This window comes from Bacillus cereus group sp. MYBK101-2, assembly GCF_051918845.1.
Taxonomy (GTDB): Bacteria; Bacillota; Bacilli; order Bacillales; family Bacillaceae_G; genus Bacillus_A; species Bacillus_A paranthracis.
The window spans coordinates 73,703-98,941 of the sequence record NZ_JBQAIE010000018.1; the positions used below are offsets into that span (position 1 = coordinate 73,703).

The window sequence follows — 25,239 nt, forward strand, 5'->3', positions numbered from 1 at the left end:
AATCGAACTTGTGTTCGTTTTTATATTATCATTGTTTGCCATTTCATTCAACTATTTCCTTCACTGTTTTCAAATTTATTTTGACGGAATCTCCATCTCTTGTTTTCTAAGTTCAATACGGCGGATTTTTCCAGAAATCGTTTTTGGTAGTTCATCTACAAATTCAATTTTGCGAGGGTATTTATATGGTGCAGTAAGTTCTTTGACGTGTTGTTGGAGTATTGGAATTAATGTTTCTTCGTTCTTTTCTATATTCTCTCTTAATACGATAAATGCCTTCACGACACTTCCGCGAATTTCATCAGGACTTGCGACAACCGCACATTCTCTCACGTAAGGGTGCTTTACGAGCGCATCTTCTACTTCAAACGGCCCGATTGTATAACCAGAGCTAATAATAATATCATCACCGCGCCCTTCAAACCAGAAATAGCCGTCTTCATCTTTCTTTGCTTTATCACCGGTAATATAATAATCACCGCGGAATTGCATCGCTGTGCGCTCATCGTCTTTATAGTATTGTTTAAAGAGGGCTGGTGTTTCAATGTGAACCGCAATATCACCAACTTCGCCTACCCTTACCGGCATCCCTTCCTCATCTACAATATCAACGTGGTTGCCTGGCGTCGGTTTCCCCATTGATCCTGGTCTAATATCCATCCCTTTCATTACACCAACAAGCAATGTGTTTTCCGTTTGCCCATAGCCGTCTCTCACTGTAATATGAAAGTGCTTTTGGAACGTTTCAATGACTTCTCTATTTAATGGCTCACCTGCGGATACAGCGCTATGTAACGCTTCTAAATTGTACTCGCTTAAATTTTCTACCTTTGCCATTAATCTATACTCAGTTGGCGTACAACAAAGCACATTCACCTTATTATCGTCTAATAAATTTAAATACGTTTTTGGTTCAAACTTACCGTGGTATACAAACCCTGTTGCCCCCGAGCCTAGAGTTGCTAAAAACGGGCTCCAAATCCACTTTTGCCATCCTGGACTAGCCGTTGCCCATACAACATCATTCTCTTCAATTCCGAGCCAATTTGGAGCGCTCGTACGTAAGTGAGCATATGCCCACGCATGCGTATGAACAACACCTTTTGGATTTCCTGTCGTTCCTGACGTATACGATAAAAAGACCATATCTTCTTTATCTGTCTTTGCCATCTCTAACATGTCACTTTCTGTTTCTAACGCTGTTTTTAAATTCATCCATCCATCTACTGACTGCTCGCTCAGAACGAATTTTTGAAGAGATTCCATCGCTTCTATATCATCAAACTGTCCAATGTACGGCTCATAACTTACGATTGCTTTTACTTCCCCGTGTCCAATGCGGTATTCAATATCCTTTTTGCGTAACATTTCCGAACTCGGAATTACGACAAATCCTGCTTTAATCGCAGCGATATACGTCATGTATGCTTCAATTAAACGCGGCATCATAATGAGGAGCTTGTCCCCTTTTTGCAGACCACTCTTTATAAAAGCGTTTCCAATTTTATTTGCACCTTTCATTAACTCAGCGTATGTAACTTCTCGTCGATTCCCTTTATCATCTTGCCAAATTAAAGCAAGCTTCTCTTTATCACCTGTATATTTCTCTATTTCAGAAACTAAATTATAAGACGGTGGTGCCAACAATTCCTCTCTCTTCATAAACATCCTCCTTTTTCTTTATGCCTCCCTTATATAATAAAGAATTTTCTGTTAATTTTGAACCCTCATCTTTTGACAAATTTTTCAGTTCTGTCGAATATATCGAACACAACTTAGAATATATTAACAAAAAAATTAAATATATCGATTTACCGACAAATGGCGCCACAACACAAAAAAGAAAGAGCGGGAGAACCCGCTCTTTCTAAGCCATCTTATATGGGATTATTTTTGGAAACCGCCTAATTGTTGCTCAGCTAGTGAAACTAGACGTTTAGTGATTTCACCACCAACAGAACCGTTAGCGCGAGCTGTTGCATCAGCTCCAAGTTGAACACCAAACTCTTGAGCGATTTCGTATTTCATTTGGTCTAATGCTGATTCAGCACCAGGAACCGCTAATTTATTTGTGCTACGTGACATGTTATATCACCTCCTTGTGAGTATAGAGTGTGATAAATAACATGACTTCATACACGTTTTAGATATGGTAATTTATGGTTTTAGAAAAGTTCTTCGAATTTTTCTTCTTCCGCCACTACTTCTACCGTTTGTAATACCACTGTTTCTTTGTTCGCTACAGCTTCATCGATTAATGGTGTGAAATCGTATTTCGCTTCAAAACGATTCGCTTTTTCACGCTTCGGCTTCGTCGCTGGGCTTGCTGGTGTGAATACTGTACAGCAATCTTCGTACGGACGAATTGAAATATCATATGTGCCGATTTCTTCAGCGATTTTAATAATTTCTAATTTATCCATCGTAATAAGCGGACGAATAACTGGATAGTTTGTTACTTCGTTAATCGTATGCATACTATCTAACGTTTGACTTGCTACTTGTCCAAGACTTTCACCAGTCGTGATTGCTAGTGCGTTACGCTCCTCTGCGATACGCTCTGTAATACGCATCATCATACGGCGCATAACTGTCATTGAATAGCTAGATGGGATTTCTTTATTAATCGTTTTTTGCACTTCTGTAAATGGAACAAGGTGAAGTGTTACACGTTTACAGTATTTCGTTAACTCTTGTGCTAAATCGATTACTTTTTGTTTTGCGCGCTCACTTGTGAAAGGTGGGCTATGGAAGTGAACTGCTTCCACAGATACGCCGCGTTTCATCGTTAAGTACGCTGCTACTGGGCTATCAATACCGCCAGAAAGAAGTACCATTACTTTTCCGCCAACGCCAACTGGTAAACCGCCAGCTCCCATACGCTCATCGCACATAATGTAGCTATAACCACTGCGAATTTCTACACGTACATTTACATCTGGATTATGAACATCTACAGTAATATCTTCTGTATTTTCTAGAATGTGTCCACCAATCTCAGGTAATAATTCCATCGTTCTCATTGGGAAATGCTTATAAGAACGGTGTACAGTAATTTTAAATGTTTTCACATCGCCTTTTACTTGTAAGAAAGCTGCTAATGCACCTTTTTTAATATCTTCTAATTCTGATGGTACTTTCATCGCTAAGTTAAACTTATGAATACCGAATACATCTTTTAATCTTTCTGATACCGCTTCATGATCTTCACCATTTAATTGGATGTACATACGATCATGCGTTGCATCGATTTTAATATTTGGGAATTTTTTCAGTTTGAACTTCACGTTATCTTTTAATGTGCTTACAAATTTAGAACGGTTCTTTCCTTTAGTCGTCATTTCTCCATAACGAACTAAAATATATTCATATGTCATCATATTCCTTTACCTCATCACTTCATATAATTTTGGCATTGTTTCTTTCACAATACCTTCAAATTGCTTTACTTCTTCCATCGTGTTTTCTGGGGCCAAACTAATGCGAATAGCACTTGCAGCCGCCGCATGCGGTACTCCCATTGACACTAACACTCTGCTCACTTCATTTGCTTTTGAAGAGCAAGCAGATTTCGTTGATACATATACACCGTGTTCTTCTAAAGCATGAACGACCACTTCTGGTTTTAAACCTACAAATGATACATTTAAAATGTGCGGCGCTGCGTGTGCAAGCGACGTATTGATCGTTACGTCTTCCATCTCTTTAAAGAAACGAACAAGCTCTGCTTGTAAGCTTTGCAAATGAGCTACCTTTTCTTTCACTTGTTCCATCGTCATGCGAAGTGCTTTCACCATCGCTACAATGCCAGGTAAGTTTTCTGTACCAGAGCGGTACTTCAGCTCTTGTTGACCACCTGATAAAATCGGATCTAATCTTACGCCATCACGTACGTAAAGAAGACCCGTCCCTTTTACACTGTGGAATTTATGTCCAGATATTGAGCAAAGATCAATATGAGAAGCGTATAAATTAAGCGGTACTTTTCCTATCCCTTGTACATGGTCCACATGGAATCTTATTTTCGGATAATTCGATAATAACGTTCCAATTTCAGCAACAGGCTGAATTGCTCCAGTCTCGTTGTTCACGTGAATAATTGACACAAGAATCGTATCTTCACGAAGCGCTCGTTTTACATCCTCTACCGATACAACACCATGCTCATTAACCGGTAAATATGTTACATCAAAACCGAGATCTTCTAATTGTTTATATGCTTCAAACACAGACGCGTGTTCAATATTTGTTGTAATGATATGTTTACCGCGCGAACGATTCCTCATCGCTATCCCTTTAATCGCAAGGTTATTCCCTTCCGTTCCACCTGATGTGAAAATAATTTCAGAAGGTTTAACATGAAGAAGCTGCGCTGCAATTGTTCTTGATTGTGTTAATAGACGCTCTGCCTCTCCTCCAAGCGAATGAATAGAAGAAGGATTCCCAAAATATTTCCCCGCAACCGTTACGTACGATTGAAGAGCTTCTGGATATGGCTTTGTCGTCGCACTATTATCAAAATAGATCATCGTTCTTCCCCTTTCAGCGCTGTCACATCATATAATCATATCACAAATACGTGTCATTACGCTAAGACTACTCAAAGGTTCCGTTATATTTTAAAACGAATAACCTTACTGTATTCCGCTCTTCATTATAGCAACATCGCCTGCAAAATTACACAAAAAAACAAACCCTTATGAAAGGGTTTGTTCATTGTCTACATATTCAGCTATTTTTTGAACAACGCCAGGCTCAAGTTGCTCTAGTACAGAAGCCGCTTGTTCTAAAGCAGCATCGTATTGATATTCACGGAATAATTTCTCCGCGTAATTTAAGCTCTCTGCAAGGTTTTCATCATGACTGCGGTAACGATTACCATATTGAATTAATTTTTCAACTAAATACGCTTGTCCAATTAACTCTTCTGTCATTTCAGCTACACCATTAACAGTTTTGTAAGCTTCTTCTAAACTGCTATTTACAGCATTCATATTTAACGGCTTCACTTCTAATTGCTCATATACAGCTTGCATTGCCATTTGTCCTCTTTTTAAATCTTCCATAATGCTCTCTGGAAGCCCTGGCAAATTCGACTTTTGCATAAAGCGTTTCGTTTCGAAAATAGTATTTCGCATTTCTTGTAACTTCTCACGCGCTTCAAATTCTTCTTTACGCATCGTTTGCAGCATTTCTTTATATTCTGCATGAAGTACTTTTAATGTTTCACATTGCTCATAAATCTCTTCTAGTTCCTCACGAATAATAGAGAAGGCAATATCTTGTTCCGCAACGCGTAATTGCAGCATTTCAAAACGTTTCATTAAAATGTGCATTTGCTTTTCAATTACTTTTTGAGACTCAATGTCTTTATCTTGTAACTGATAACTTTGTTTCACAAGTTGTGTTTCTGCTTTTGTTTCAATCGTTTCAATGCGAATTTCTTCTAAGTCTTCATAAACAGAAAGTGTTTTTTGCTCCACATAATGTCTCGCATGTACTTCTTGTTCTAGTTGATCATAGAAGCTATCTAAACTTGTTTTTAAGTTTTCTACTTTTTCAGCCGCTTCTGTTATGTGAAGCTCCTGTATATCCATTAAACATATTTGTAGTTGTTTCTTCATATCGCGAACTTCTTTAGGGATTTCCAAATACTCTAATACATAACCTTGTCTTACCATATCATTATGTCCGTGTAATAAATCTTCCAGCTGAACCGGTAACGTCGCTTGACACTCCACCAATAAATCTGGAATTTGGTGAATAATGATTTCTAAATCTGCTAAACCTTCTTCCAAACTAATAACAATTTCTCTCGCTTTTAAATAGTCACCATTATTTGTTGCTTCTTCAAAGGTTTTAAATTTCTCAGATTCAGCGTCTAGCATCTCTTCGATTTTCTGCTCTGCTGCTCCATACATATGTCTATGAGCAAGAACACTCTTCTTCATACTACGATATGTATCACGTAACCCTTCAATTTCCGAGCTATTTTTTTCATGGCTTTCTAACAATTGCTGTAATTCATTTAAAATGTCTGTAATACGATTATCAGCGTCATCTAAACCACTTATGGATTCATTCATCGCATGCTTTGCTTTTCGGAAGGAGAATTGCGAGGCGAATTTTCGCGCTTGCGCTAAATCTTTTTCAGCTTTCGGAATGGTTGTTGATACAATTTCATCCCATTCTTCACGCCATTTACCAAACAGTTCTTCTGTTTGACCCGTCATATTTAAATCTTTCACCCGTTTTAGTTCATCTGCCACAGGTTTATCTTTTATCTCTTGTTTCCACTGCTCAAGTGCTTCAATATCTTTATATGAACGATTTCTTATCACAAGCTCTATCATGAGCAGCACTAGAATAGAGCTTACTACAATGATAACGATCGTCAGGATAGAATCCATGCAAAAAAGCCTCCTAGTTATATCTCTTTTTTTGTCCGTTCCGTTTATGAAATGGAAGGCATTATGTATAAAAAGGGAATTCCCCTATATTTAACAACTAACAATGTACTAATCATACCATGTAATGGTTTGTTTTTGACCTAGTTTTTTTAAAATTTCATGTTTCTTTCAATGCAATTGTAATCTTTCTCAATATTCCGTTTGGATTACCTCTCCTCATCAAATGAATGCAGCAAAGGGCCTTCTTCCATATGAGATGCGAAATATATTTTACGTACAAGTGGCGGTTCAATAGAAATCGCATGCACATTTCCTTGCCTTACCGCTTGCTCTACTAATATTTCTGGAAGTAACGTGATGCCAAGTCCAGCACTGACCATCGCAAGCATCGGTTCTGCATAAGAAGTTTCAAATGCAATAATCGGTTTCGCACCTATCCCTTGAAACAGATTCGTAATCATTTTCCTTACATCGCAGATTTCTGGGTATACGATTAACTTTTCATTTTGCAAATCTTCCATTCGAATTACTGTTTTCTCTTTATAAAGATGATCATTTGAAACGACACACACAATTTTTTCTTCTCGTATTTCTTTTATACACGTAGCACCTTCTACTACTGAATCGATGAACATCGCTTCAATCTTCCGTTCTTTAAAAAGTCCTATCAGTACTTTCGTATGCTCAATTTTCCATTCTATTTCGAACCCGTCACCTAATATATCTTTACATTTTGCTATGTAATGTGCTGCTAAACTTGGCAATATCCCTATAGAAATGTTCCTCTTCTCTTGAAACTTCTTCATTTCGGCTTTCACTTCATGTATGTGTCCCAAAATCGGTAACATTCTTTTTATAAATAACTCTCCAGCCTCCGTTAACTCCACTCCTTGCGCGGAACGCTTCAGTAAAGTAACTTCTAAATCCGCCTCTAACCTTTGAATTTGTTTACTAAGCGCCGGCTGAGAAATATGTAAAATTTTACTCGCCTTTGATAAACTTCGCGTATTTTTCACTTCAATAAACGATCGTACTGCCTCCAAATCCATCGTACACACCTCTAACAAAAAGTTATAACCGTTATAAGAAATCGATATTTCCTCCTATAAACAATTACTCTTTATACTTATTTCATCAACTTACTATAACGAAATGTAAAGGGGAAAGATACTCTTGAACAAAAAACAAATGCTACTCGGATCCCTCCTATGCTTACTTGCCGTAACGGCTTGGGGATTTATGTTTCCTGTCATGGCAAACGCCTTACAGTTTATCGATCCGTTCTTCTTCACAACGATTCGCTATGGATCAGCAGCTATTATTTTTCTTATTCTGCTATTACTTACCGAAGGGACAAAGTCACTCCGCTTAGAAAAGAAAACACTTTCGTTACTCTTTTACGGAACAGTCGGTTTCGCAGGATATGGTTTTCTCGTTTTCTACGGACAACAACTTGCCGGACCGTCTGGAGCCATCCATGCCGCGATGATTCAGTCTCTTATGCCACTCATCGCTTTATTATTGCAGTGGCTAACAAAAAACAAACGTCCACAAAACTACACATTCCTTTATATGTTTGTTGCACTTATCGGTGTTATGCTTGTCATTTCAAAAGGAAATATTCACTTATTATTTGGAGCTGCCAGTCACCTTTCAACAAATATACTTATGCTGTGCGGCGTTACTTGCTGGGTTATTTATACAAGCGGTGGTGCTCGTTTTCAATCTTGGTCACCACTGAGGTACACGACGTTAACTTGTTTATTTGGCTCAATATCACTCATCGTTATTGTCACTTTCTTTACTTACACAAACGTCATTACTATACCGGCACTACGTACAATTATGAACGTTCGTTTTGAACTTTTATATATGTCGATTATTGCAGGCGTTATCGCAGTATTTTGCTGGAACGCAGGAAATCGCCATATTTCATCTATTAACGGCATATTATTTATGAATTTAGTTCCTGTGCTTGCACTTATTGGTTCCATTTTTCGAGGTTATACAGTCGACAAAATTGAAGTTGTCGGAGCCTCACTAACAATTATCGCGCTATTATGCAACAATTTATGGCAAAGAAAAGAAAGCACAAAAATCCCCACCTCCGTTCGTTAGGTGGGGATTTCTCACATATGAACAGCTCTTGGCCATTCATAATACATATTCGTTATACATAATGTTTGTTCTATCCATTGTTCAATTTCTTTCGTGTACATTTCTAAGAAAAAGGTCTCAGATGGAAAAGAATGCAGCACTTCTGATATATATTGCGGATATAAAAACGGCATATTCATCATGCCTTTTAATTGCGTCATAAACATTGTAAAAGATACCTTTTTAAATTCTTGTTTCATTTGTCCCTGTCTAATTATTTGCTCTATATAATATCTTTCTTTAGAAAAATAAACAGTCATCACTTCGCGAATTAATGTCGTATCAAGCGAAAGCTCTCGGTAAAAAAAACGTGTCAGTTCCCTATTTTCAAATTGATATCGTAAAATCCCGCGTACCATTTGCACCATCACATCTTTAGCTGACAAATATTCTCTCTGTTCAAACGACATTTCAATCACATGAATATATCCTTCTAAAAAATCAGTAATAAGCTGCTCTAATAGACCTTGCTTTCCAGCAAAATAATATGAAATATTCGCTACATTCACATCCGCTCGCTTTGCAATGTCTCGCACCGACGTTCCATCATACCCTTTCGTGTTAAACAACGATATTGCCGCATCGATTACTTTTTGTTTCGTCTGTTTCATGCGCTCACTTCCTCTCACTGAACAGCTATAGTGTAAATTTCTTGACTTTTAAGACAAATTCCTTTAATTTTCTATCGACAAAGTCATGTGAAATACATCGTATTTTGCTAATATTTTACACATCTCGATAAAAAAGGAGCTGTTTCCATGTTTACTAAAGAAAGTTATGCAGGATCTCGCGTGCAGCAATATGAGACAGTAATAAAACAACTGGATGCATTATTAACTGGCGAATCAAACGTAGTCGCAAACTTATCAAATGCGTCCGCATTATTAAACCAATTTTTAGATCGCGTTAATTGGGTTGGCTTTTACGTAACAGAAGGAAATCAGCTTGTTCTTGGACCATTCCAAGGAATGCCTGCTTGCGTGCGCATTCCATTTGGACGAGGCGTTTGCGGCGTTGCAGCTGAAACGAAAACAACGCAGCTTGTAGCAGACGTCCACCAATTCCCAGGGCATATCGCTTGCGACAGTGCTTCAAATTCAGAAATTGTCGTACCGATTATTAAGGATGGGAATGTCATTGGTGTACTTGATATTGATAGTCCTGAAAAAGATCGTTTCGACGAAGTAGATCAGCGCTATTTAGAAAAGTTTGTGGAAACACTCCTGAAACATATGTAACAAAAAAGAGCCAGTTATCGATTAAGTACATGACGTACAAAACCGATAGCTGGCTCTTTTTTATTGATTACTAACAGTAGATATTTTCTTTAACGCTTGCTCTAAATCAGAAACGATATCCTCCCACGATTCTAAACCGACAGATAAACGTATTAAATTATCATAAATGCCCATTTCTTGTCTTAACTCAGCTGGAATCGCAGCGTGCGTCATCGTTGCCGGGTGCTGAATTAACGTTTCTGTATCTCCTAAACTTACCGCAATTGTAATAAAGTGAAGGTCATTAATAAACGCCTGCGTCTCTTCTTTCCCGCCTTTAATTGAAAAAGATATAACGCCGCCCCCACGTTTCATTTGGCGAGATGCTAACTCTCCTTCTGGGTACCAAACACCTTCTACCGCATCATGATTTTTTAGGAACGATACAATTTTTTCTGCATTATCACAATGGCGGTCCATTCTTACCGCTAGTGTCTTTAATCCGCGTAACAATAACCACGCATCAAACGGTGCCATAATACCGCCGATATCTTTTCGCATCGGGCGAATTTTTTCAGCTAACGCTCTCGTTTTACAAATTGTTACACCCGCTACAACATCACCGTGACCACCAATATATTTTGTCGCACTATGAACAACGGCGTCACAGCCAAGTTCAAGCGGTCTTTGTAAATAAGGTGAACAAAACGTATTGTCAACAATGACAAGTAAACCATTTCGCTTCGCAACCCGAATCACTCGTTTTAAATCAATTAATTTCATTGTCGGATTAATCGGTGTTTCAACGAAAATAAGCTTTGTATTTGGGCGAATTTTATTTTCAATATCAGCCTCTGTCTCCATATCACAAAACGAATGCGTAATCATAAATTTTTCTTCCAACACTTCCAAAAAGCCGTATGTGCATCCGTATAATCCATTTGAACAAATAATATGATCTCCAGCTTTTAGAAAACCAATTAACGTTGCGGAAATAGCTGCCATACCGGATCCGAAAGCAAGCGCTTCTTCTCCTCCTTCTAACACCGCCATACGTTCTTCAAATAATTTCACAGTCGGATTTCCAAGTCTTGAGTAAATATAAGATGGATCCACTCCCGCAAAACTCGCCTCTCCTTGCTGCGCAGTCTCAAATGTAAATGTAGACGTTTGAAATAAAGGCGGTGTCAAACTTCCTTTATGTTCCTCTGATGTATAACCGTGATGAATTAACGCTGTCTCCATATGCTTCTTTTTCATAAAAACATCCCCTTTTATGTTTTTATTGCCGCATATTCACCAACAAAAATTTGATGAACGTTTTTACTACATTTTATGTAAGCGTTTTATTTGTGTTTCTATCTCTTCTTTTATATCGTTTTAAATTCCTTCTTGTTCATTTCCAAAATTTATATGCATAAAACAAAAACGTACTCGCTTGACGAAACTCTGGGTAAAAGATATAATAGCGTTTGTGTAAAATAAAAAGGCAGCCTTGTAATGTGAGTTTATCGTTTGTATTTTGTTCCTCTGCGGAGGTGTATCTCGTAACTCCCTGCTGCTGGAGCGAAGGTACATGAAAACAAAATGCCCGTAAATATCGATTACGTCTGTTTTTATTTTACGTAAATAAAAACATTTTAAAGGAGGAGTCAACTATGGCTCGTTATACAGGTCCAGCTTGGAAACTGTCTCGTCGTCTTGGAATCTCTCTAAGCGGCACAGGAAAAGAATTAGAAAAACGCCCTTACGCACCAGGTCCTCACGGTCCTAACCAACGTAAGAAACTTTCAGAATACGGTTTACAATTACAAGAGAAACAAAAACTTCGTCACATGTACGGCATGACTGAGCGTCAATTCCGTCGCACATTTGACCAAGCAGGTAAAATGCCTGGTAAGCACGGCGAAAACTTCATGATCCTTCTTGAAGCTCGTCTTGACAACTTAGTTTACCGTATGGGCTTAGCTCGCACTCGTCGTGCAGCTCGCCAATTAGTAAACCACGGTCACATCATGGTTGATGGCGCTCGCGTAGATATCCCATCTTACCGTGTAAAACCTGGTCAAACTATCAGCGTTCGCGAAAAATCTAACAACCTTGTTGTTGTTAAAGAAGCGATCGAAGTTAACAACTTCGTACCAGAATACTTAACTTTCGATGCTGACAAATTAGAAGCTACTTACACTCGTCACGCTGAGCGTGCTGAGTTACCAGCTGAAATCAACGAAGCATTAATCGTAGAGTTCTACTCTCGTTAATCTTGGTACTCTGAAAAGAGTCGTATTAAAAGCCTTAGGAACCTTGTTAATTCAAGGATTCTGGGCTTTTTTTATTTTATTTGATAATGCAAGATAAAGCATAAAAAAGAATGTAATTGGGGCCAGTTTGGGGCCACAATAAAAAGGCTGGCGTGTGTATAGAAATTGGTAAGTGTAAGTATATTAATAAAAAATATTTCGCCCCTAAAATTTCAGGAACGAAAACTCATTCGTAGTCCAATTTTGGACAGTGAGTCTGACTAGTGAAAATTCACTTATCTATTTTCGGATATTCATCAATTAATTTAATTCACTCCCCAAAAGTGGTGACTCAAACCCACTAGCTAGATGTTTCGATTTTTAAAATATCTATAAATTGAATTTTTTGTATTTCGTTTCTCTATTACATATTTTTCCGCAATCCCCCTCTATAAATTTGCTATACTTGTATTGGTAATTTTATACACACAAAAAAGAAGGGGGGAACAAATCAATTGGGGCAAATACGAGTTACTCCTGAAAGATTAGAGGAAATTGCAAGTTCTGTAGCACGGGCAAAGGGAGATAGTGAAAGAACCATTCAAGATCTTACACTAATCATTTTCAATTTACAAATGCAGTGGATTGGAACATCGCAACAACGCTTTTATGCTGATTTTTTTGAAGCGAAAAAGCAGATGGAGTCATACTTAAAACATTTAACGTTCACAGAGTTAGAATTAAGAAGAATTGCGAAAAAATTTCGTGAAGCGGATGAAAAAGCATACGGTGAATATAATCCAGTTGATAAAATCTGGACAGCCTTTCAGAGAGGAAGTGGGAAGGCAGCAGGAGATCAGCTTATTGAGCCGCTTGAAAAAGCAGGAAAACAAGTATTAGACTTTTTCGGAAACTTAGTTGATGACCCAAAAGGAACATTCGAAGACGCGAAAGATGGAATCATGGACTTTGTGGAGAGTTCTGTTCATGACAAGAAAGAGGAATTTAAAGATAAATACGAATTTATTAGAGGCCTGTGGAATGACCCTATCGGAACACTGAATCATGAAAAAAACGAAGCAATTCAAAAGATGTATGATATGCGAAACGTTTTGTCTGACTGGTATATAAAGAACGTAGAATACGGTGATACAGAAAGCTATGTAGAATCGTTAGCATATGGAGCGACTTCCTTGGCGATCCTTGCAGTTGGTACCAAAGGTGCTGGTGCTGTAGGTAATGGCGTAAGGTGGGGTAAAGATTTACCATCTATGTCGGCCTTTCGATTCGGAATTCGTTTAGAACCGGCCGTTGCTTATGGTAAAATAGATTATAAAGTAGATACTATTAAACCTTTAGATACATATTCGTTTGCGAAAACTTCAAGTGCAGTAAAAAGAAATTCACCGGGTGCAGTGACTTCAAGCTTTAATCTTGAACGAAGTTTAAGTACTCAAAAGCAGTTAATGTTTAATGATGGTGCTATTGGTGTTATTCCTCAAGAAGTTCGAGAAAAATTAGTAGGAAGAGAATTTAGTTCGTTTGATGAATTTAGAAAAGAGTTTTGGAAAACCGTTGCTGAGTCAAGTTATGCAAAAGAATTTAATTCTATGAACATTAAACTTATGGAAAAAGGATATGCACCATTTTGTCCGAGTTCGGAGAGATACGGAAATCATAAGACTTTTATCTTGCACCACAAACAACCTATTCATCAAGGTGGCGAAGTATACGATCTTGATAACTTGATTATTGTATCTCCAAAAATGCATCAAAATATTTTAGATCCAAAATATCACTTTGGAAAAAAAGGATAAACATAAAATTTGAAACGGAGGAGACCAATGACTCAAAAATTAACTAAACATGAAGTTCTTGAGCTTGTAAAAAAAATATACGAACTTAATATGACAGAGGAAGAAGTTAGTGAAGCTGTAGACATTTTCGAGGAAAATGTTCCTTATCCTGGTGCGGGAGATCTGATTTTCTGGGATGCGCGAGAATTGACACCCGAAGAAGTAGTAGAGATCGCTTGGAACTATAAGAAAGACGAAAAATAAAATATTAAAGGACAAGCCGCCCATCTAAAAATGAGCGGCTTTCTTCATTACCTAATCCATTTTATACTGTCTTATTCGATCTAGTGTTAGTATTTCTTTTTAGTGCCAATACAACATTAGATTTATCATTTCTAAAGTTAGCCAGTGTACCTTCTGCTAAACCAGTTAATGCTTCAAACATATCTTCACGTAGACTTAATTGATACTCACTTGAAAGTTCTTCTAAAATGCTATTGCCATCAAAAACATCATTTTCAAACAATGCAAGAATTGATTTTTTAATTAAAACTGGACTTGTAGGCTTAGATTGTCCATCTAATGGTTCTTTTTTTCTCCAACCATTTTTACTCATTTGTCTTTGCAGATATGAATATTGATTGAAAGTAATTACCCCTAAATTATATGCTCTTCTAATCATTACTCCCACAGAAACATGCCACTTCTTCTTCATAAAGACATAATGGTCTAGATCAATCGGAAACATACTAACATCTCTAATAAAAGGCTCCTTAGGTAGTAGAAATGCACTAGCAAAATCATTTGCCTGCTGTTCCATTTCCCTTTCTTCATCTTTAGACAACGTAGATAAGTCCAGATAAGGCTCATGAATTAATATGTGAGCAAGCTCATGAGCTGCTGCTATAAGCATTACACCAAGTAATCCAGGAAAAGGAAGCATTATTCTTGAATGGTTTAAAACATTCGCAAAAGAAAAGGGCTTCGAGCGTTTAGTATTACAAGAAGTCATAACCAAAGCAGGTTACCACTTTGCATTAAAAAAATAGGTTTACAAAAGCGTGTAATCTATACGTGGAAACATTCGGAGATCCAAGCAGTATTGATGGGGATTATGAATTATATTTAACGTAAAGAATGAAGTAAAAGTGAACAAATATTTCTCCTATGCGTTCACTTTTTACTTGGTGAGTTATCGTATATAGTACGTTCTTTTCTTTCCATAAGACTTTCTTTTTTATTCATGATTTTTTATCCCTTTTCTTTTTATTCCCTTTGTAAATAAGTATCGTACACAACTTACCATCTTCCAGAACAACCTTTCTGTCATAATACGCTAGAATTTCATCACGCTTTATTTTTTCGATTTCTTCATCGTACCTCCAATATCCAGCACGAAGTAGAAACTCAGAATATCCTTCTGAAATCGGTAATTCATAACCATCTAAGGTTATTTTAGTTACTTCAATGCCTTCTCTAATTATCATTTAATCGCCCTTTCAGTTGGAATATGGATAAGTTTGCTTTTGAGATATGTTAATACCTTTACAAAATAATAAGTTACTTAAACAATTTAATAAACAAGTTTTACTTTGATAGTGAGTTTATATGTAATTAACCCTCCGAAGTTGGCATGGTTATCCTGAAAATGGTCCGAAACCTGATGGTCCATTTAGATTATTAGAAGGTGAAGAATATAACCAAGCAAGAAAAGCCGCAAATAGTGCTAATAGGAAGATTCATAGAGAAAACCCTGAATTTAAAGGGAAACAAATCCATGAAGTTCACCCCGTAAAATACGGCGGTAGTCCTACAGATTTAGCAAATAAACTTCCATTATCCCCCACAGAACACTATCAGTATAATAACTATTGGAACAGACTTATGAGAGAGTTAAAAAAGCTAAAGGAGAATGAATAATCATGGATAATATATTTCATAAATACATTGAAGATATGGATTTGGAACAACCCACATCATTAGAAAATATCACTGTAATTGAATCTCAATTGAATATAAGTTTTCCAACAGACTATATTTCTTTTATGCTAGAATCAAACGGTGCAGAAGGTGCAATTGGTGAAAATGGATATCTACAATTGTGGTCAATTGATGTTTTAATACAGCATAACGAGGGCTACGAAGTAAAAGAATTTGCACCAGGAGTCACTTTGTTTGGTTCAGACGGTGGGAATGCAGCTTACGGTTTTTTTGAAAAAGGCGGGGAAACTCAAATAATTGAAATACCTTTAATGGGAATGGATTTAGATGAAATGGCAGTAATCAGTAACACTTTTGTGGATTTCTTAGACTGCTTATATAATGAAGCATAATGAGGTGTATATATGTCTTTAAGAGAATTAGAACAAATAGACTTATTAGCCGTTGAAAAAGAAACAGGATATGTTCATCTTATTATTGCTGATGAAGAGGATTGGTCAGACGAAGAAGAACACGTATCTTTATTGATAGAGAAGATTTATGCTTACTTAGGAGTTATTGAAAGTGGAGCGATATATGAAATGTATCCTGATGCTAAGGGACGACAATTTGTTATTAGCATACACGGAAAATATCGTTGTACTGAGTACGGTGAAGAGTTTTTTGAAAAGACTGAGGAAATAGTTATGAAAGCTGGATACGGTTTCCAATATATACATAAGCCCCATGAAGAAGGGGACAATTTAGCAAAAAAAAACATTTAAGTCACACTCACACGAGCTGTGACTTTTATTATGTAATATTTATAAATTCCCCTAGACATTTCACACCCCCCTACCCTCATAATACATGCGATGCATGTATTATGAGGGTAGGGCCTTCGAGAAGGTACCTCCACAATGTATAGAATTTGCATACGAAAACCAAAATGACTGCCGATAACTTTAGTTATGTAAATACCAACATTCAACTAGCTCTTTTATCAATATTTGTACAAGAAACCATTAAAAATAATATGTGTATACCAAAAAGAAGGTATCTCTCAAAAACCATTTTCACTGACTTTTTGGACACCTTCTTTTTTCGTTTATATATAAAATAAAATTATTTATTTCCCTCTTTCTGAACATATACATAAGCATCTTTCTGCTCTTTATGTACATCAACCTTCGAATTCTCTGCAAGCTGACCCGCATTTAGCAAAGAAAAAATAATGAGCGCTTCTAGTGACATTTTGTTTTACCACTCCTTTCTAGTTGTTATACATTTATCATACCGCTTACATGTGATTTCCGTATGAACTCGAAAAGGAGATTACAACAAAATGGTTACAAGTATATGAATGCACGCTATAATAACCATAAAATAGGAGGTTGATTCATTTTGACAATAAACCAAATGGTTCAGTTAGGCAGTGCATGTATGTTGTTTATTACTTCCGCGCTTATTAATTGGTATCAGGGGAGTAATTTAATAGATGATCCTGATGAATGGAAATATAGCGCTAAGTTTACGAATTACTTCAAAGGCACCGTTTCTAATTACGAAGATATTTATCAAATTGATTTCTTTATATATGCAGCAAAATTTTATCCGACAGCATTTATCGTTATGTTAATTAGCTTACTTTATATGCTCATATTAACTCTTTATATTCTATTTAAAAGAAAAGATACAGCGATTTAAATCCATACATAAAAAACCCCGAATCATAAACTTTTCAGCCTACAATTCGGGGTACTATTTGTTTATATTCGTTTCTAATTAGTAACGAATTAAGAAATATTTCTTTTTACCGCGGCGAATGATTGTGAATTTACCTTCGATGCGGTCTTTTTCTGTTACAACGTAGTCTAATGCTTGTGTACGCTCACCGTTTACGTAGATTGCGCCGTTCGTTACATCTTCACGTGCTTGACGTTTTGATGGAGAGATTTTGCTTTCTACAAGTAAGTCGATTAATACTGTATCTTCTGCAGTACGTTCTACAGATGGTACGTCTTTGAAGCCTTGCTCGATTTCGCTTGCAGTCAGTTCTGCTACAGAACCGCTGAATAATGCAGCTGAAATTTTAATCGCTTGCTCTAATGCTTCTTCGCCGTGAACAAGTTTTGTCATTTCCGCACCTAATGCTTTTTGTGCTGCGCGTTTTTCTGGTGCTTCAGCTACTTGTTTCTCAAGCTCAAGAATTTCTTCATGAGATAAGAATGTGAAATATTTTAAGTATTTAACAACGTCGCGGTCATCTGTGTTAATCCAGAATTGGTAGAACTCGTAAGGAGTTGTTTTCTCTGGGTCTAACCAAATTGCGCCGCCTTCTGTTTTACCAAACTTCGTACCGTCAGATTTTGTAACAAGTGGAATTGTTAAACCGAATGCTTTCGCATCTTCTTCTGATTTACGGATTAATTCAAGACCAGCTGTAATGTTACCCCATTGATCACTACCACCGATTTGTAGGCGGCAATTATGGTGTTGGTATAAGTTTAAGAAGTCGTATGATTGTAAAATCATGTAACTAAACTCAGTAAATGAAATACCAGTTTCTAAACGAGATGCTACTGTATCTTTTGCTAACATATAGTTTAAACCGAAGTTTTTACCGATATCGCGTAAGAATGAAATGACATCTAAGTTACCAAGCCAGTCATAGTTGTTAGCCATCGTTGCTGGGTTGTCCACGTTTTCAAACTCTAAGAAGTTTGAAAGTTGGTTTTTAATGCTTTCTGTGTAGTAAGCAACTGTATCTTTCGTATTTAATGTACGCTCCGCTTTTTTTCCACTTGGGTCACCGATCATACCAGTACCACCGCCAACAAGTGCGATTGGTTGGTGACCAGCTAATTGGAAACGACGTAACATTAATACTGGTAACATATGACCGATGTGTAAGCTATCCGCTGTCGGGTCGAAACCACAGTATAATTTAACGCTTTCTTTTTCTAATAATTGCTCAAGGCCCTCAGCGTCTGTTTGCTGATTAATTAGACCGCGAAATTCAAGATCTTGTAAAATACCCATATCCTACATACTCTCCTTTAAGTTCATTACTGGCGTGAAGGTTGAAAACATAAAAAAATCGCCCCTTCAAATAAGGGACGATTTTGATTATCGCGTTACCACCCTAGTTGCAGACCAAAAAAGCCTACCACCTTATTTACATAACGGCTTAGCACCGTCTCTTCCCTTTTGAATACAATTCAATCGAAAAAAGATGCTCTAGGGGCGTAATTCGCGATCATCTATGTGCTGATTTTCACCGGCCATCAGCTCTCTAAAACAGGGAAATGATCACTACTTCTCCCTTTCCACGCTCAATTATTCATATACTTTTCTTTATACCATCATTTATATAGGCGTGTCAAATAAGGGTCGGGTTTCTCTTCTTGCCAATCCTTTACAACGTCGCAAAGAGTATCGTAATAAGAGAAAGAATTGGAACCCCAATTAATAACGATACATGAAACACAACCGATAAATCATTCCCAATCGTCGCCTCTACAGGATCTTTCGCTGGAGAACCAAGAAAACCGATTAATCGATCGAAGCGACTTACCGTTTTCGGAAAGTCGGGTACTTCTACATGGTCACTATCTAAATGCTGTCTTAATTTATATTCACTCTTAAAGGGATTTTCGCTCAATTTTATCCACCTCCAGCAATTGTTTCAATTTCTTTATCCCGTTATGGAGTCTCGATTTCACTGTTCCAATCGGAATGTTTAATATCTCCGCAATCTCTTTTTGCTGCATATCATGATAATAAGAAAGAATGAGGACAGCTCGCTGTTCTTCCAGAACTTTCAAAATTGCTTCTCTTACTGTAAGCCGATCTTCGTGAGAAAATTCTTTTTCCGGAATCGGCACTAAAAATGGCAAAAGCGTACGCCACTTTTTTCTTCTATTTAATTTATTAATCATAAGGCGATAACCGATTTGAAATAAATACGTTTTTATTCTTCCTTTTTCAAGTTCATACATATGTTTCTTTCGTTCTAACGTCAAAAACGTATCTTGCACAAGGTCGATACTCAATTGTTCATCTCGATTAAATCGATATAAAAATGTGTATAGCGCTGGTTTGATTAAAACATATAGTTTTTCCCCAGCCTGCTTATCTCCCTTTTGATACGCAAGCATGAGCTCTTCTTCACTCCCAATCTGCGCCATGATTTTTGATCTCCTTTATTCCTTTTAACGTTAATGAAATGCGGGAAATTAAATAGCAACTTGCGACAATAATCCATACTTGTGATTGATTCGTAAAAAATTGAACATATGGGTTTTCGATTGTCTCGCCGGTTGAAACTAAAAAGTTTAATGCTTGCACACATATGCATGCATACACTGCAAGACAAACCGAAATCGTATCAAATACATTCCAACGAAAGTACACTTTTGTTTTTGTAAAATCAATTTTATATCCTTTTTTCCGTACTATATGTTTTCTATCAAACGGAATAATGATGGAAAACATAACAATCATCATAACTCCAGCTGTAATCATCGACACTTTAAATCCGATTGGCATCGGTAATAGTAAACCACAAGAAAATACGGCTATAATTCCAATTAAAGCAAAAGTAAGAAGTAATTTATTAGACATATAAAAAGCCTCCCTCATCTATTGTTTCATAAATGTATACAGACGAGGAAGGTACTTCGTTCAAATATTATTTTATTTTTTTATAATCTTTGCAGGATTTCCGCCAACTACTACATGATCTGACACATCTTTTAATACAACTGGATCAGTCGGTATATATATTTCTCCTAGTATCATTTTTTCTTTTTCTGTTTTCATTTTCTTCCCTCTTTATATGTAGGTTAAAGAGAGAAGAAAAAAAGAAAGGTCTGAACGCTATTTCGTTCAGACCTTTCTCTCTTAATCTTCCATCGTTGATAAGTCACCTGTTGGTAAGTTTAACTCCCACGCTTTTAATACGCGGCGCATAATTTTACCGCTTCTCGTTTTCGGTAATTTATCTCTAAATTCAATTTGTCTTGGCGCTGCATGAGCTGCTAGACCTTTCTTTACAAATTGACGAATTTCTTCTTTTAATTCTTCAGATGGTTCGTAACCTGCACGAAGCGCGATAAATGCTTTAATGATTTCACCGCGCACCGGATCAGGAATACCGATTACACCAGCTTCTGCAACAGCAGCATGCTCGATTAATTTGCTTTCTACTTCAAACGGACCAACGCGCTCGCCTGATGTCATAATTACATCGTCAATACGCCCTTGGAACCAGAAGTATCCATCCTCATCCATGTATGCAGAGTCACCTGATACGTACCAATCGCCTGGCATGAAGTAAGACTCATACTTTTGCTTGTTATTCCAAATTCCGCGCATCATCGCTGGCCAACCTTTGCCAATTGCTAAGTTACCCATTGTGTATGGAGGCACTTCATTTCCTTCATTATCAACAATTGCTGCTTTTACACCTGGAATTGGTTTCCCCATTGACCCTGGACGGATTTCCATACAAGGGTAGTTACAAATAACTTGTCCACCTGTTTCTGTCATCCACCACGTATCATGAATACGAAGTCCAAATGCGTTCATACCCCAGCGAATTACTTCTGGATTCAACGGTTCACCAACGCTTAATACGTGGCGCACTTGTGATAAATCGTATTTTTTAATTGCATCTTGTCCAGCGCCCATTAACATGCGAAATGCTGTTGGTGCACTATACCAAACTGTTACACCGTAATCTTGCAGTGCTTCATACCACGCTTCTGGACTAAAGCGTCCGCCTAAAATAACATTTGATGCTCCGACTAACCACGGCGCAAAAATACCGTAAGCAGTTCCCGTTACCCAGCCTGGGTCAGCTGTGCACCAATATACATCGTCTTCTTTTAAATCTAATACCCACTTCGCCGTTTGGTAGTGCTGAACCATTGCGTTTTGCGCATGAAGCACACCTTTTGGCTTACCAGTAGAACCAGACGTGTAATGTAGAATCAAACCGTCTTCACGGCCTAACCATTCAATATGTAATTCTTTTGAAGCTTGTTCAAATAAAGGATTGAATGCTACCGTTTTACCGCCTTCTTCTACATGATCTCCAACAAGAAAGACTGTTTTTAAAGCAGGTAAATCATTTAATGGTACACGCTCTAACAATTCAGGTGTTGTAATTAACACTTTTGCTTCGCTATCTTCTAAACGATCGCGAACTGCGCCTTCCATAAATGCTTCAAATAGCGGACCAACAATTGCTCCCAACTTCACTGCACCAAGAAGTGCGAAATATAACTCTGGGGAACGCGGCATAAAAATAAAAACGCGATCGCCTTTTTCTACATCGCCATAATTTTTCAGGACGTTTCCTGCTTTATTAGAAAAATCCTTCATTTCCTTAAATGTATACTTCTCTTTTCGCGATCCATCTTGATAATAAAGGGCTACTTTATTCTTTCGATCGGATTTCGCATGCTTATCAATTGCCTCATACGCCATATTTACTCGGCCTGTTTCATTCCAAGTAAAGTTTTTATTAACCTCTTCCCAGTTAAAATTCGCGTATGCCTCATCATAATTCGGCAAATTATTTTCTCCTTTAATGACAGGAAGCGTTTCTACTTTCATACTTTACATCCCCCTCCTATGTATTCTATTATCTATTATAATAACATTATTTAAAATTTTCAGTATATTTGTTGATTTTTAGACAAATTTTTAATGACAAATTTCGATTCACATCGCATATATTATAAAGTACGATATGAATAGATTCACAAACCCTCAAGGTGGTGAGCAATACATTGATTCATAAAAAAATATATAATGCTAGAAACTTAAAAACAGCGAAAGGCACTTTAATTATTGAAGGGCCTGTCTCTACACATAACTTAGAAATGTATGAATTTCATCCAGACTTAATTGCGTTTCGTCCTGCCGAGCAACAATATAAAGCAATTGTCGAAATTTCTAAATTGCCAGAAGCTCGTCTCATTATTGCTAGACATGACCAAACGATTGTTGGATATGTTACATACTTGTATCCTGATCCACTTGAACGATGGTCAGAAGGAAAGATGGAAAACTTAATTGAACTTGGGGCGATTGAAGTTGTCCCTGCCTTCCGCGGTTGCGCTGTCGGAAAAAACTTATTAGAAGTTTCAATGATGGACGACCATATGGAAGATTACATTATATTGACGACTGAATATTATTGGCACTGGGATTTAAAACAAACTGGCTTAAATGTTTGGGAGTATCGAAAAGTAATGGAAAAAATGATGAATGCTGGCGGGTTACAATGGATGGCTACAGATGATCCTGAAATTTGTTCGCATCCTGCTAACTGTTTAATGGTCCGCATCGGTAAACGCGTTGATACGGATTCTATTCAAGCATTTGATCGTCTACGTTTTCACAATCGTTTTATGTATTAATAAAGGGGGCAACTGGAATGATTGTAGAAGAAATTATGAATCAAGATGTGGTGACACTACACCCAAACGATACAATCGAAACAGCAATCCGAACGATACGCACGAAAGGCATTCGGCACATTCCAATTGTCGATCAAAATAATCATGTCGTAGGCATTATTTCTGATCGGGATGTAAGAGATGCAAGTCCGTCTATTTTAGATGAACAAGTTTCACTCGATATGCTGAAGCAACCACTTGAACTTATTATGAAACACCCTGTTATGACTTGCCATCCTCTCGATTTCGTTGAGGAAATTGCTACTTTATTTTTTGAAAATAAAATTGGCTGTCTTCCTGTTACAAAGGCTGGAAAGTTAGTTGGGATTATTTCTGAATCTACTGTGCTACACACGTTAGTGAAATTAACAGGAGCACATCAACCGAGTTCACAAATTGAAATTCAAGTAAAAAACGAACCTGGTATTCTCGGGAAAGTCGTTGCCATTTTTAGTGAGTTACAAATCAATATCGTGAGCGTTCTCGTCTATCCAGCAAAAGATGAGAATGATAAAGTACTCGTTTTCCGCATCCAAACGATGAATCCGCTAAAAGTGATTGATGCACTTGAGGCAGAAGGCTACCGCGTATTATGGCCGAACATTATGGGGATGCAAGCATGAGTAGCGCGTTTATTTATTCGGATGACTTTCGGGGCTATTCATTTAGCCCCGATCATCCTTTTAACCAACTGCGCGTCACACTTACGTATGATTTATTACAAAAGGGTGGTTTCATCTCTCCTTCCCAAATCATCTCACCAAGGATGGCTACAGATGAAGAAATTGCCTACATTCATACAGAGGAGTACATAAATGCGGTAAAACGTGCTGGAGAAGGAAAGTTAGAAAAATCAATTGCGATGACATATGGACTCGGAACAGAAGATACACCAATGTTTCCGAATATGCACGAAGCAAGCGCATTACTCGTTGGGGGTACGTTAACAGCTGTCGATGCTGTTCTTTCCGGGAAAGTAAAGCACGCGCTTAACTTAGGAGGTGGCTTACATCACGGTTTCCGCGGCAAGGCATCTGGCTTTTGTATTTATAACGACAGTTCCATCGCAATGAAATATATTCAGAAGAAATACGGTTTACGCGTTTTATATATTGATACAGATGCTCATCACGGTGATGGTGTACAGTGGTCCTTTTATGACGATCCTAACGTATGCACCATTTCACTACATGAAACTGGTCGATATTTATTCCCTGGAACTGGCGCCGTAAACGAACGCGGACAAGGTAATGGCTATAGTTATTCTTTTAACGTTCCACTCGATGCTTTTACAGAAGACGAATCTTTCTTAGATTCCTATCGAACTGTCGTAAGAGAAGTGGCCGCATACTTTAAACCGGATATTATTTTAACGCAAAATGGTGCTGACGCACATTATTACGACCCACTTACACACCTTTGCGCAACGATGAATATTTACCGCGAGATACCGAAGCTCGCTCGCGAAATCGCTAACGAATATTGCGAAGGTCGCTGGATTGCTGTCGGCGGTGGTGGTTATGACCACTGGCGCGTCGTCCCAAGAGCTTGGGCACTCATTTGGCTTGAAATGAACAACATCCAAAACATCTCAGGTTATCTCCCTCCAGAATGGATTGAAGCTTGGAAAGGACAAGCAGAAACAGAACTTCCTCTCACATGGGAAGATCCAGACAACATGTATAAACCTATCCCCCGCAAACCAGAAATTGAAGAAAAGAATGCATTAACTGTAGCGAAATCCCTTGAAATTATTCGGAATAATATGACAAAGTCTTTGTACTAAACGAAAAGGAGGCTCGTTTTTGAATAGCCTCCTTTTATTTAAAGCCTGCTATTATTGTCGATTTCTGTCGGTAAGTCGATATATTTTAATAATCGCTGATATATTTCAAGTTGCGCCGATATATTTTGATAATCGCTGATATATTGGTTCCGTCAAGAAGTCTGTGTAATTTGATAAGGCCCAATACATTGGTTTATCCAGTATGAATTTATAATGATTTGGTATGTGAAAAGTGAAGCTA

General features: G+C 37.5%; 28 protein-coding genes, 1 pseudogene and 1 other annotated feature. Of the genes and pseudogenes, 12 read left to right on the forward strand and 17 right to left on the reverse strand.

The genetic code is table 11. From position 1 onward, the window contains the following. Positions 1-75: 75 nt before the first annotated feature. The 6 genes from mbcS to ACTFSI_RS24510 form a co-directional block, all read right to left on the reverse strand. Positions 76-1,662, reverse strand: coding sequence for an acyl-CoA synthetase MbcS (gene mbcS, locus ACTFSI_RS24485; protein WP_044790649.1), 1,587 nt, complete (start codon positions 1,660-1,662; stop codon positions 76-78). Between the two features lie 225 nt (positions 1,663-1,887). Continuing rightward, a complete protein-coding gene (locus ACTFSI_RS24490) occupies positions 1,888-2,085 on the reverse strand; it encodes an alpha/beta-type small acid-soluble spore protein (protein WP_000091639.1) in 198 nt (65 codons plus the stop codon). Between the two features lie 80 nt (positions 2,086-2,165). Then, the gene (thiI, locus tag ACTFSI_RS24495) at positions 2,166-3,380 is read right to left on the reverse strand and encodes a tRNA uracil 4-sulfurtransferase ThiI (RefSeq protein ID WP_000989284.1); all 1,215 of its coding nucleotides are present in this window, start codon (positions 3,378-3,380) and stop codon (positions 2,166-2,168) included. A 6-nt stretch (positions 3,381-3,386) separates the two neighbouring features. Further along, positions 3,387-4,529, reverse strand: coding sequence for a cysteine desulfurase family protein (locus ACTFSI_RS24500; protein WP_138320984.1), 1,143 nt, complete (start codon positions 4,527-4,529; stop codon positions 3,387-3,389). A gap of 168 nt (positions 4,530-4,697) precedes the next feature. Next, the gene (ezrA, locus tag ACTFSI_RS24505; protein ID WP_000377295.1) at positions 4,698-6,410 is read right to left on the reverse strand and encodes a septation ring formation regulator EzrA; all 1,713 of its coding nucleotides are present in this window, start codon (positions 6,408-6,410) and stop codon (positions 4,698-4,700) included. A gap of 206 nt (positions 6,411-6,616) precedes the next feature. After that, entirely contained in the window at positions 6,617-7,459 is an 843-nt protein-coding gene (locus tag ACTFSI_RS24510; RefSeq protein ID WP_242260626.1) for a LysR family transcriptional regulator, read from the reverse strand. A 124-nt stretch (positions 7,460-7,583) separates the two neighbouring features. On the opposite strand from ACTFSI_RS24510, the gene ACTFSI_RS24515 reads away from it, so the two are divergent. Further along, positions 7,584-8,528, forward strand: coding sequence for a DMT family transporter (locus tag ACTFSI_RS24515; protein WP_440045699.1), 945 nt, complete (start codon positions 7,584-7,586; stop codon positions 8,526-8,528). Between the two features lie 11 nt (positions 8,529-8,539). Here the strand turns inward: ACTFSI_RS24515 and refZ are convergent, their stop codons facing one another. After that, on the reverse strand, positions 8,540-9,178 hold the full coding sequence (gene refZ / locus ACTFSI_RS24520; RefSeq protein WP_440045700.1) for a forespore capture DNA-binding protein RefZ: 639 nt from the start codon (positions 9,176-9,178) through the stop codon (positions 8,540-8,542). Positions 9,179-9,325: 147 nt separating this feature from the next. Here refZ and ACTFSI_RS24525 point away from each other — a divergent pair, with 147 nt between their 5' ends. Then, a complete protein-coding gene (locus tag ACTFSI_RS24525) occupies positions 9,326-9,805 on the forward strand; it encodes a GAF domain-containing protein (protein WP_000494333.1) in 480 nt (159 codons plus the stop codon). A gap of 60 nt (positions 9,806-9,865) precedes the next feature. Here the strand turns inward: ACTFSI_RS24525 and megL are convergent, their stop codons facing one another. Further along, positions 9,866-11,044: a methionine gamma-lyase gene (gene megL, locus ACTFSI_RS24530; protein WP_044790653.1), complete on the reverse strand. Its 1,179-nt coding sequence runs from the start codon at positions 11,042-11,044 to the stop codon at positions 9,866-9,868. 398 nt (positions 11,045-11,442) lie between these two features. On the opposite strand from megL, the gene rpsD reads away from it, so the two are divergent. The 3 genes from rpsD to ACTFSI_RS24545 all read left to right on the forward strand — a co-directional run bounded on the left by rpsD (position 11,443) and on the right by ACTFSI_RS24545 (position 14,084). Beyond that, positions 11,443-12,045 (forward strand): 30S ribosomal protein S4, encoded by a 603-nt coding sequence (gene rpsD / locus ACTFSI_RS24535; protein WP_000135311.1) that lies wholly within the window; start codon positions 11,443-11,445, stop codon positions 12,043-12,045. A 494-nt stretch (positions 12,046-12,539) separates the two neighbouring features. Beyond that, positions 12,540-13,841: a WXG100 family type VII secretion target gene (locus ACTFSI_RS24540; RefSeq protein ID WP_265153007.1), complete on the forward strand. Its 1,302-nt coding sequence runs from the start codon at positions 12,540-12,542 to the stop codon at positions 13,839-13,841. A gap of 27 nt (positions 13,842-13,868) precedes the next feature. Then, positions 13,869-14,084 carry a bacteriocin immunity protein gene (locus tag ACTFSI_RS24545; RefSeq protein ID WP_044790654.1) on the forward strand — a complete coding sequence of 72 codons (216 nt, stop codon included), beginning with the start codon at positions 13,869-13,871 and terminating at the stop codon, positions 14,082-14,084. Positions 14,085-14,145: 61 nt separating this feature from the next. On the opposite strand, the gene ACTFSI_RS24550 is transcribed toward ACTFSI_RS24545, so the two are convergent. Then, entirely contained in the window at positions 14,146-14,832 is a 687-nt protein-coding gene (locus ACTFSI_RS24550) for an ImmA/IrrE family metallo-endopeptidase (protein WP_306821675.1), read from the reverse strand. On the opposite strand from ACTFSI_RS24550, the pseudogene ACTFSI_RS24555 reads away from it, so the two are divergent. Then, positions 14,723-14,954: pseudogene (locus tag ACTFSI_RS24555) on the forward strand (N-acetyltransferase); the annotation flags it as partial. The gene ACTFSI_RS24550 and the pseudogene ACTFSI_RS24555 sit on opposite strands and share 110 nt — an antisense overlap. A 107-nt stretch (positions 14,955-15,061) precedes the next feature. Here ACTFSI_RS24555 and ACTFSI_RS24560 read toward each other — a convergent pair. Next, positions 15,062-15,307 (reverse strand): hypothetical protein, encoded by a 246-nt coding sequence (locus ACTFSI_RS24560; RefSeq protein ID WP_044790655.1) that lies wholly within the window; start codon positions 15,305-15,307, stop codon positions 15,062-15,064. 435 nt (positions 15,308-15,742) lie between these two features. On the opposite strand from ACTFSI_RS24560, the gene ACTFSI_RS24565 reads away from it, so the two are divergent. Both ACTFSI_RS24565 and ACTFSI_RS24570 read left to right on the forward strand, forming a co-directional pair. Continuing rightward, positions 15,743-16,153 carry an SMI1/KNR4 family protein gene (locus ACTFSI_RS24565; protein WP_044790656.1) on the forward strand — a complete coding sequence of 137 codons (411 nt, stop codon included), beginning with the start codon at positions 15,743-15,745 and terminating at the stop codon, positions 16,151-16,153. A gap of 12 nt (positions 16,154-16,165) precedes the next feature. After that, positions 16,166-16,525 carry a DUF6572 domain-containing protein gene (locus ACTFSI_RS24570; RefSeq protein WP_044790657.1) on the forward strand — a complete coding sequence of 120 codons (360 nt, stop codon included), beginning with the start codon at positions 16,166-16,168 and terminating at the stop codon, positions 16,523-16,525. Positions 16,526-16,865: 340 nt separating this feature from the next. On the opposite strand, the gene ACTFSI_RS24575 is transcribed toward ACTFSI_RS24570, so the two are convergent. Then, the gene (locus tag ACTFSI_RS24575) at positions 16,866-16,994 is read right to left on the reverse strand and encodes a hypothetical protein (protein WP_044790658.1); all 129 of its coding nucleotides are present in this window, start codon (positions 16,992-16,994) and stop codon (positions 16,866-16,868) included. A 150-nt stretch (positions 16,995-17,144) separates the two neighbouring features. On the opposite strand from ACTFSI_RS24575, the gene ACTFSI_RS24580 reads away from it, so the two are divergent. Then, entirely contained in the window at positions 17,145-17,447 is a 303-nt protein-coding gene (locus tag ACTFSI_RS24580; protein WP_000154631.1) for a YjdJ family protein, read from the forward strand. Between the two features lie 78 nt (positions 17,448-17,525). Here the strand turns inward: ACTFSI_RS24580 and tyrS are convergent, their stop codons facing one another. The 6 genes from tyrS to acsA all read right to left on the reverse strand — a co-directional run bounded on the left by tyrS (position 17,526) and on the right by acsA (position 22,364). Beyond that, complete coding sequence (tyrS, locus tag ACTFSI_RS24585) at positions 17,526-18,782, reverse strand: tyrosine--tRNA ligase (RefSeq protein ID WP_000512078.1); 1,257 nt, start codon at positions 18,780-18,782, stop codon at positions 17,526-17,528. Between the two features lie 70 nt (positions 18,783-18,852). Further along, positions 18,853-19,081 (reverse strand) — a binding site (T-box leader). Between the two features lie 77 nt (positions 19,082-19,158). Next, positions 19,159-19,404, reverse strand: coding sequence for a hypothetical protein (locus ACTFSI_RS24590; RefSeq protein ID WP_044790659.1), 246 nt, complete (start codon positions 19,402-19,404; stop codon positions 19,159-19,161). Further along, complete coding sequence (locus ACTFSI_RS24595) at positions 19,385-19,930, reverse strand: RNA polymerase sigma factor (protein WP_138320978.1); 546 nt, start codon at positions 19,928-19,930, stop codon at positions 19,385-19,387. Before ACTFSI_RS24595 ends, ACTFSI_RS24590 begins: the two co-directional genes overlap by 20 nt. Then, positions 19,911-20,366 carry a hypothetical protein gene (locus ACTFSI_RS24600; protein WP_044790661.1) on the reverse strand — a complete coding sequence of 152 codons (456 nt, stop codon included), beginning with the start codon at positions 20,364-20,366 and terminating at the stop codon, positions 19,911-19,913. Before ACTFSI_RS24600 ends, ACTFSI_RS24595 begins: the two co-directional genes overlap by 20 nt. A gap of 72 nt (positions 20,367-20,438) precedes the next feature. Then, a complete protein-coding gene (locus ACTFSI_RS24605; protein ID WP_257469603.1) occupies positions 20,439-20,564 on the reverse strand; it encodes a hypothetical protein in 126 nt (41 codons plus the stop codon). 81 nt (positions 20,565-20,645) lie between these two features. Continuing rightward, on the reverse strand, positions 20,646-22,364 hold the full coding sequence (acsA, locus tag ACTFSI_RS24610; RefSeq protein WP_000862042.1) for an acetate--CoA ligase: 1,719 nt from the start codon (positions 22,362-22,364) through the stop codon (positions 20,646-20,648). 176 nt (positions 22,365-22,540) lie between these two features. On the opposite strand from acsA, the gene acuA reads away from it, so the two are divergent. The 3 genes from acuA to acuC are packed head-to-tail and all read left to right on the forward strand — an operon-like array spanning position 22,541 to position 24,998. Beyond that, positions 22,541-23,173 (forward strand): acetoin utilization protein acetyltransferase AcuA, encoded by a 633-nt coding sequence (gene acuA, locus ACTFSI_RS24615; protein ID WP_000581383.1) that lies wholly within the window; start codon positions 22,541-22,543, stop codon positions 23,171-23,173. A 17-nt stretch (positions 23,174-23,190) separates the two neighbouring features. Next, complete coding sequence (locus ACTFSI_RS24620) at positions 23,191-23,835, forward strand: acetoin utilization AcuB family protein (protein WP_000634568.1); 645 nt, start codon at positions 23,191-23,193, stop codon at positions 23,833-23,835. Then, positions 23,832-24,998, forward strand: coding sequence for an acetoin utilization protein AcuC (acuC, locus tag ACTFSI_RS24625; RefSeq protein WP_080776396.1), 1,167 nt, complete (start codon positions 23,832-23,834; stop codon positions 24,996-24,998). The genes ACTFSI_RS24620 and acuC overlap by 4 nt, the downstream gene beginning before the upstream one ends. The last annotated feature ends 241 nt before the right edge of the window (positions 24,999-25,239 follow it).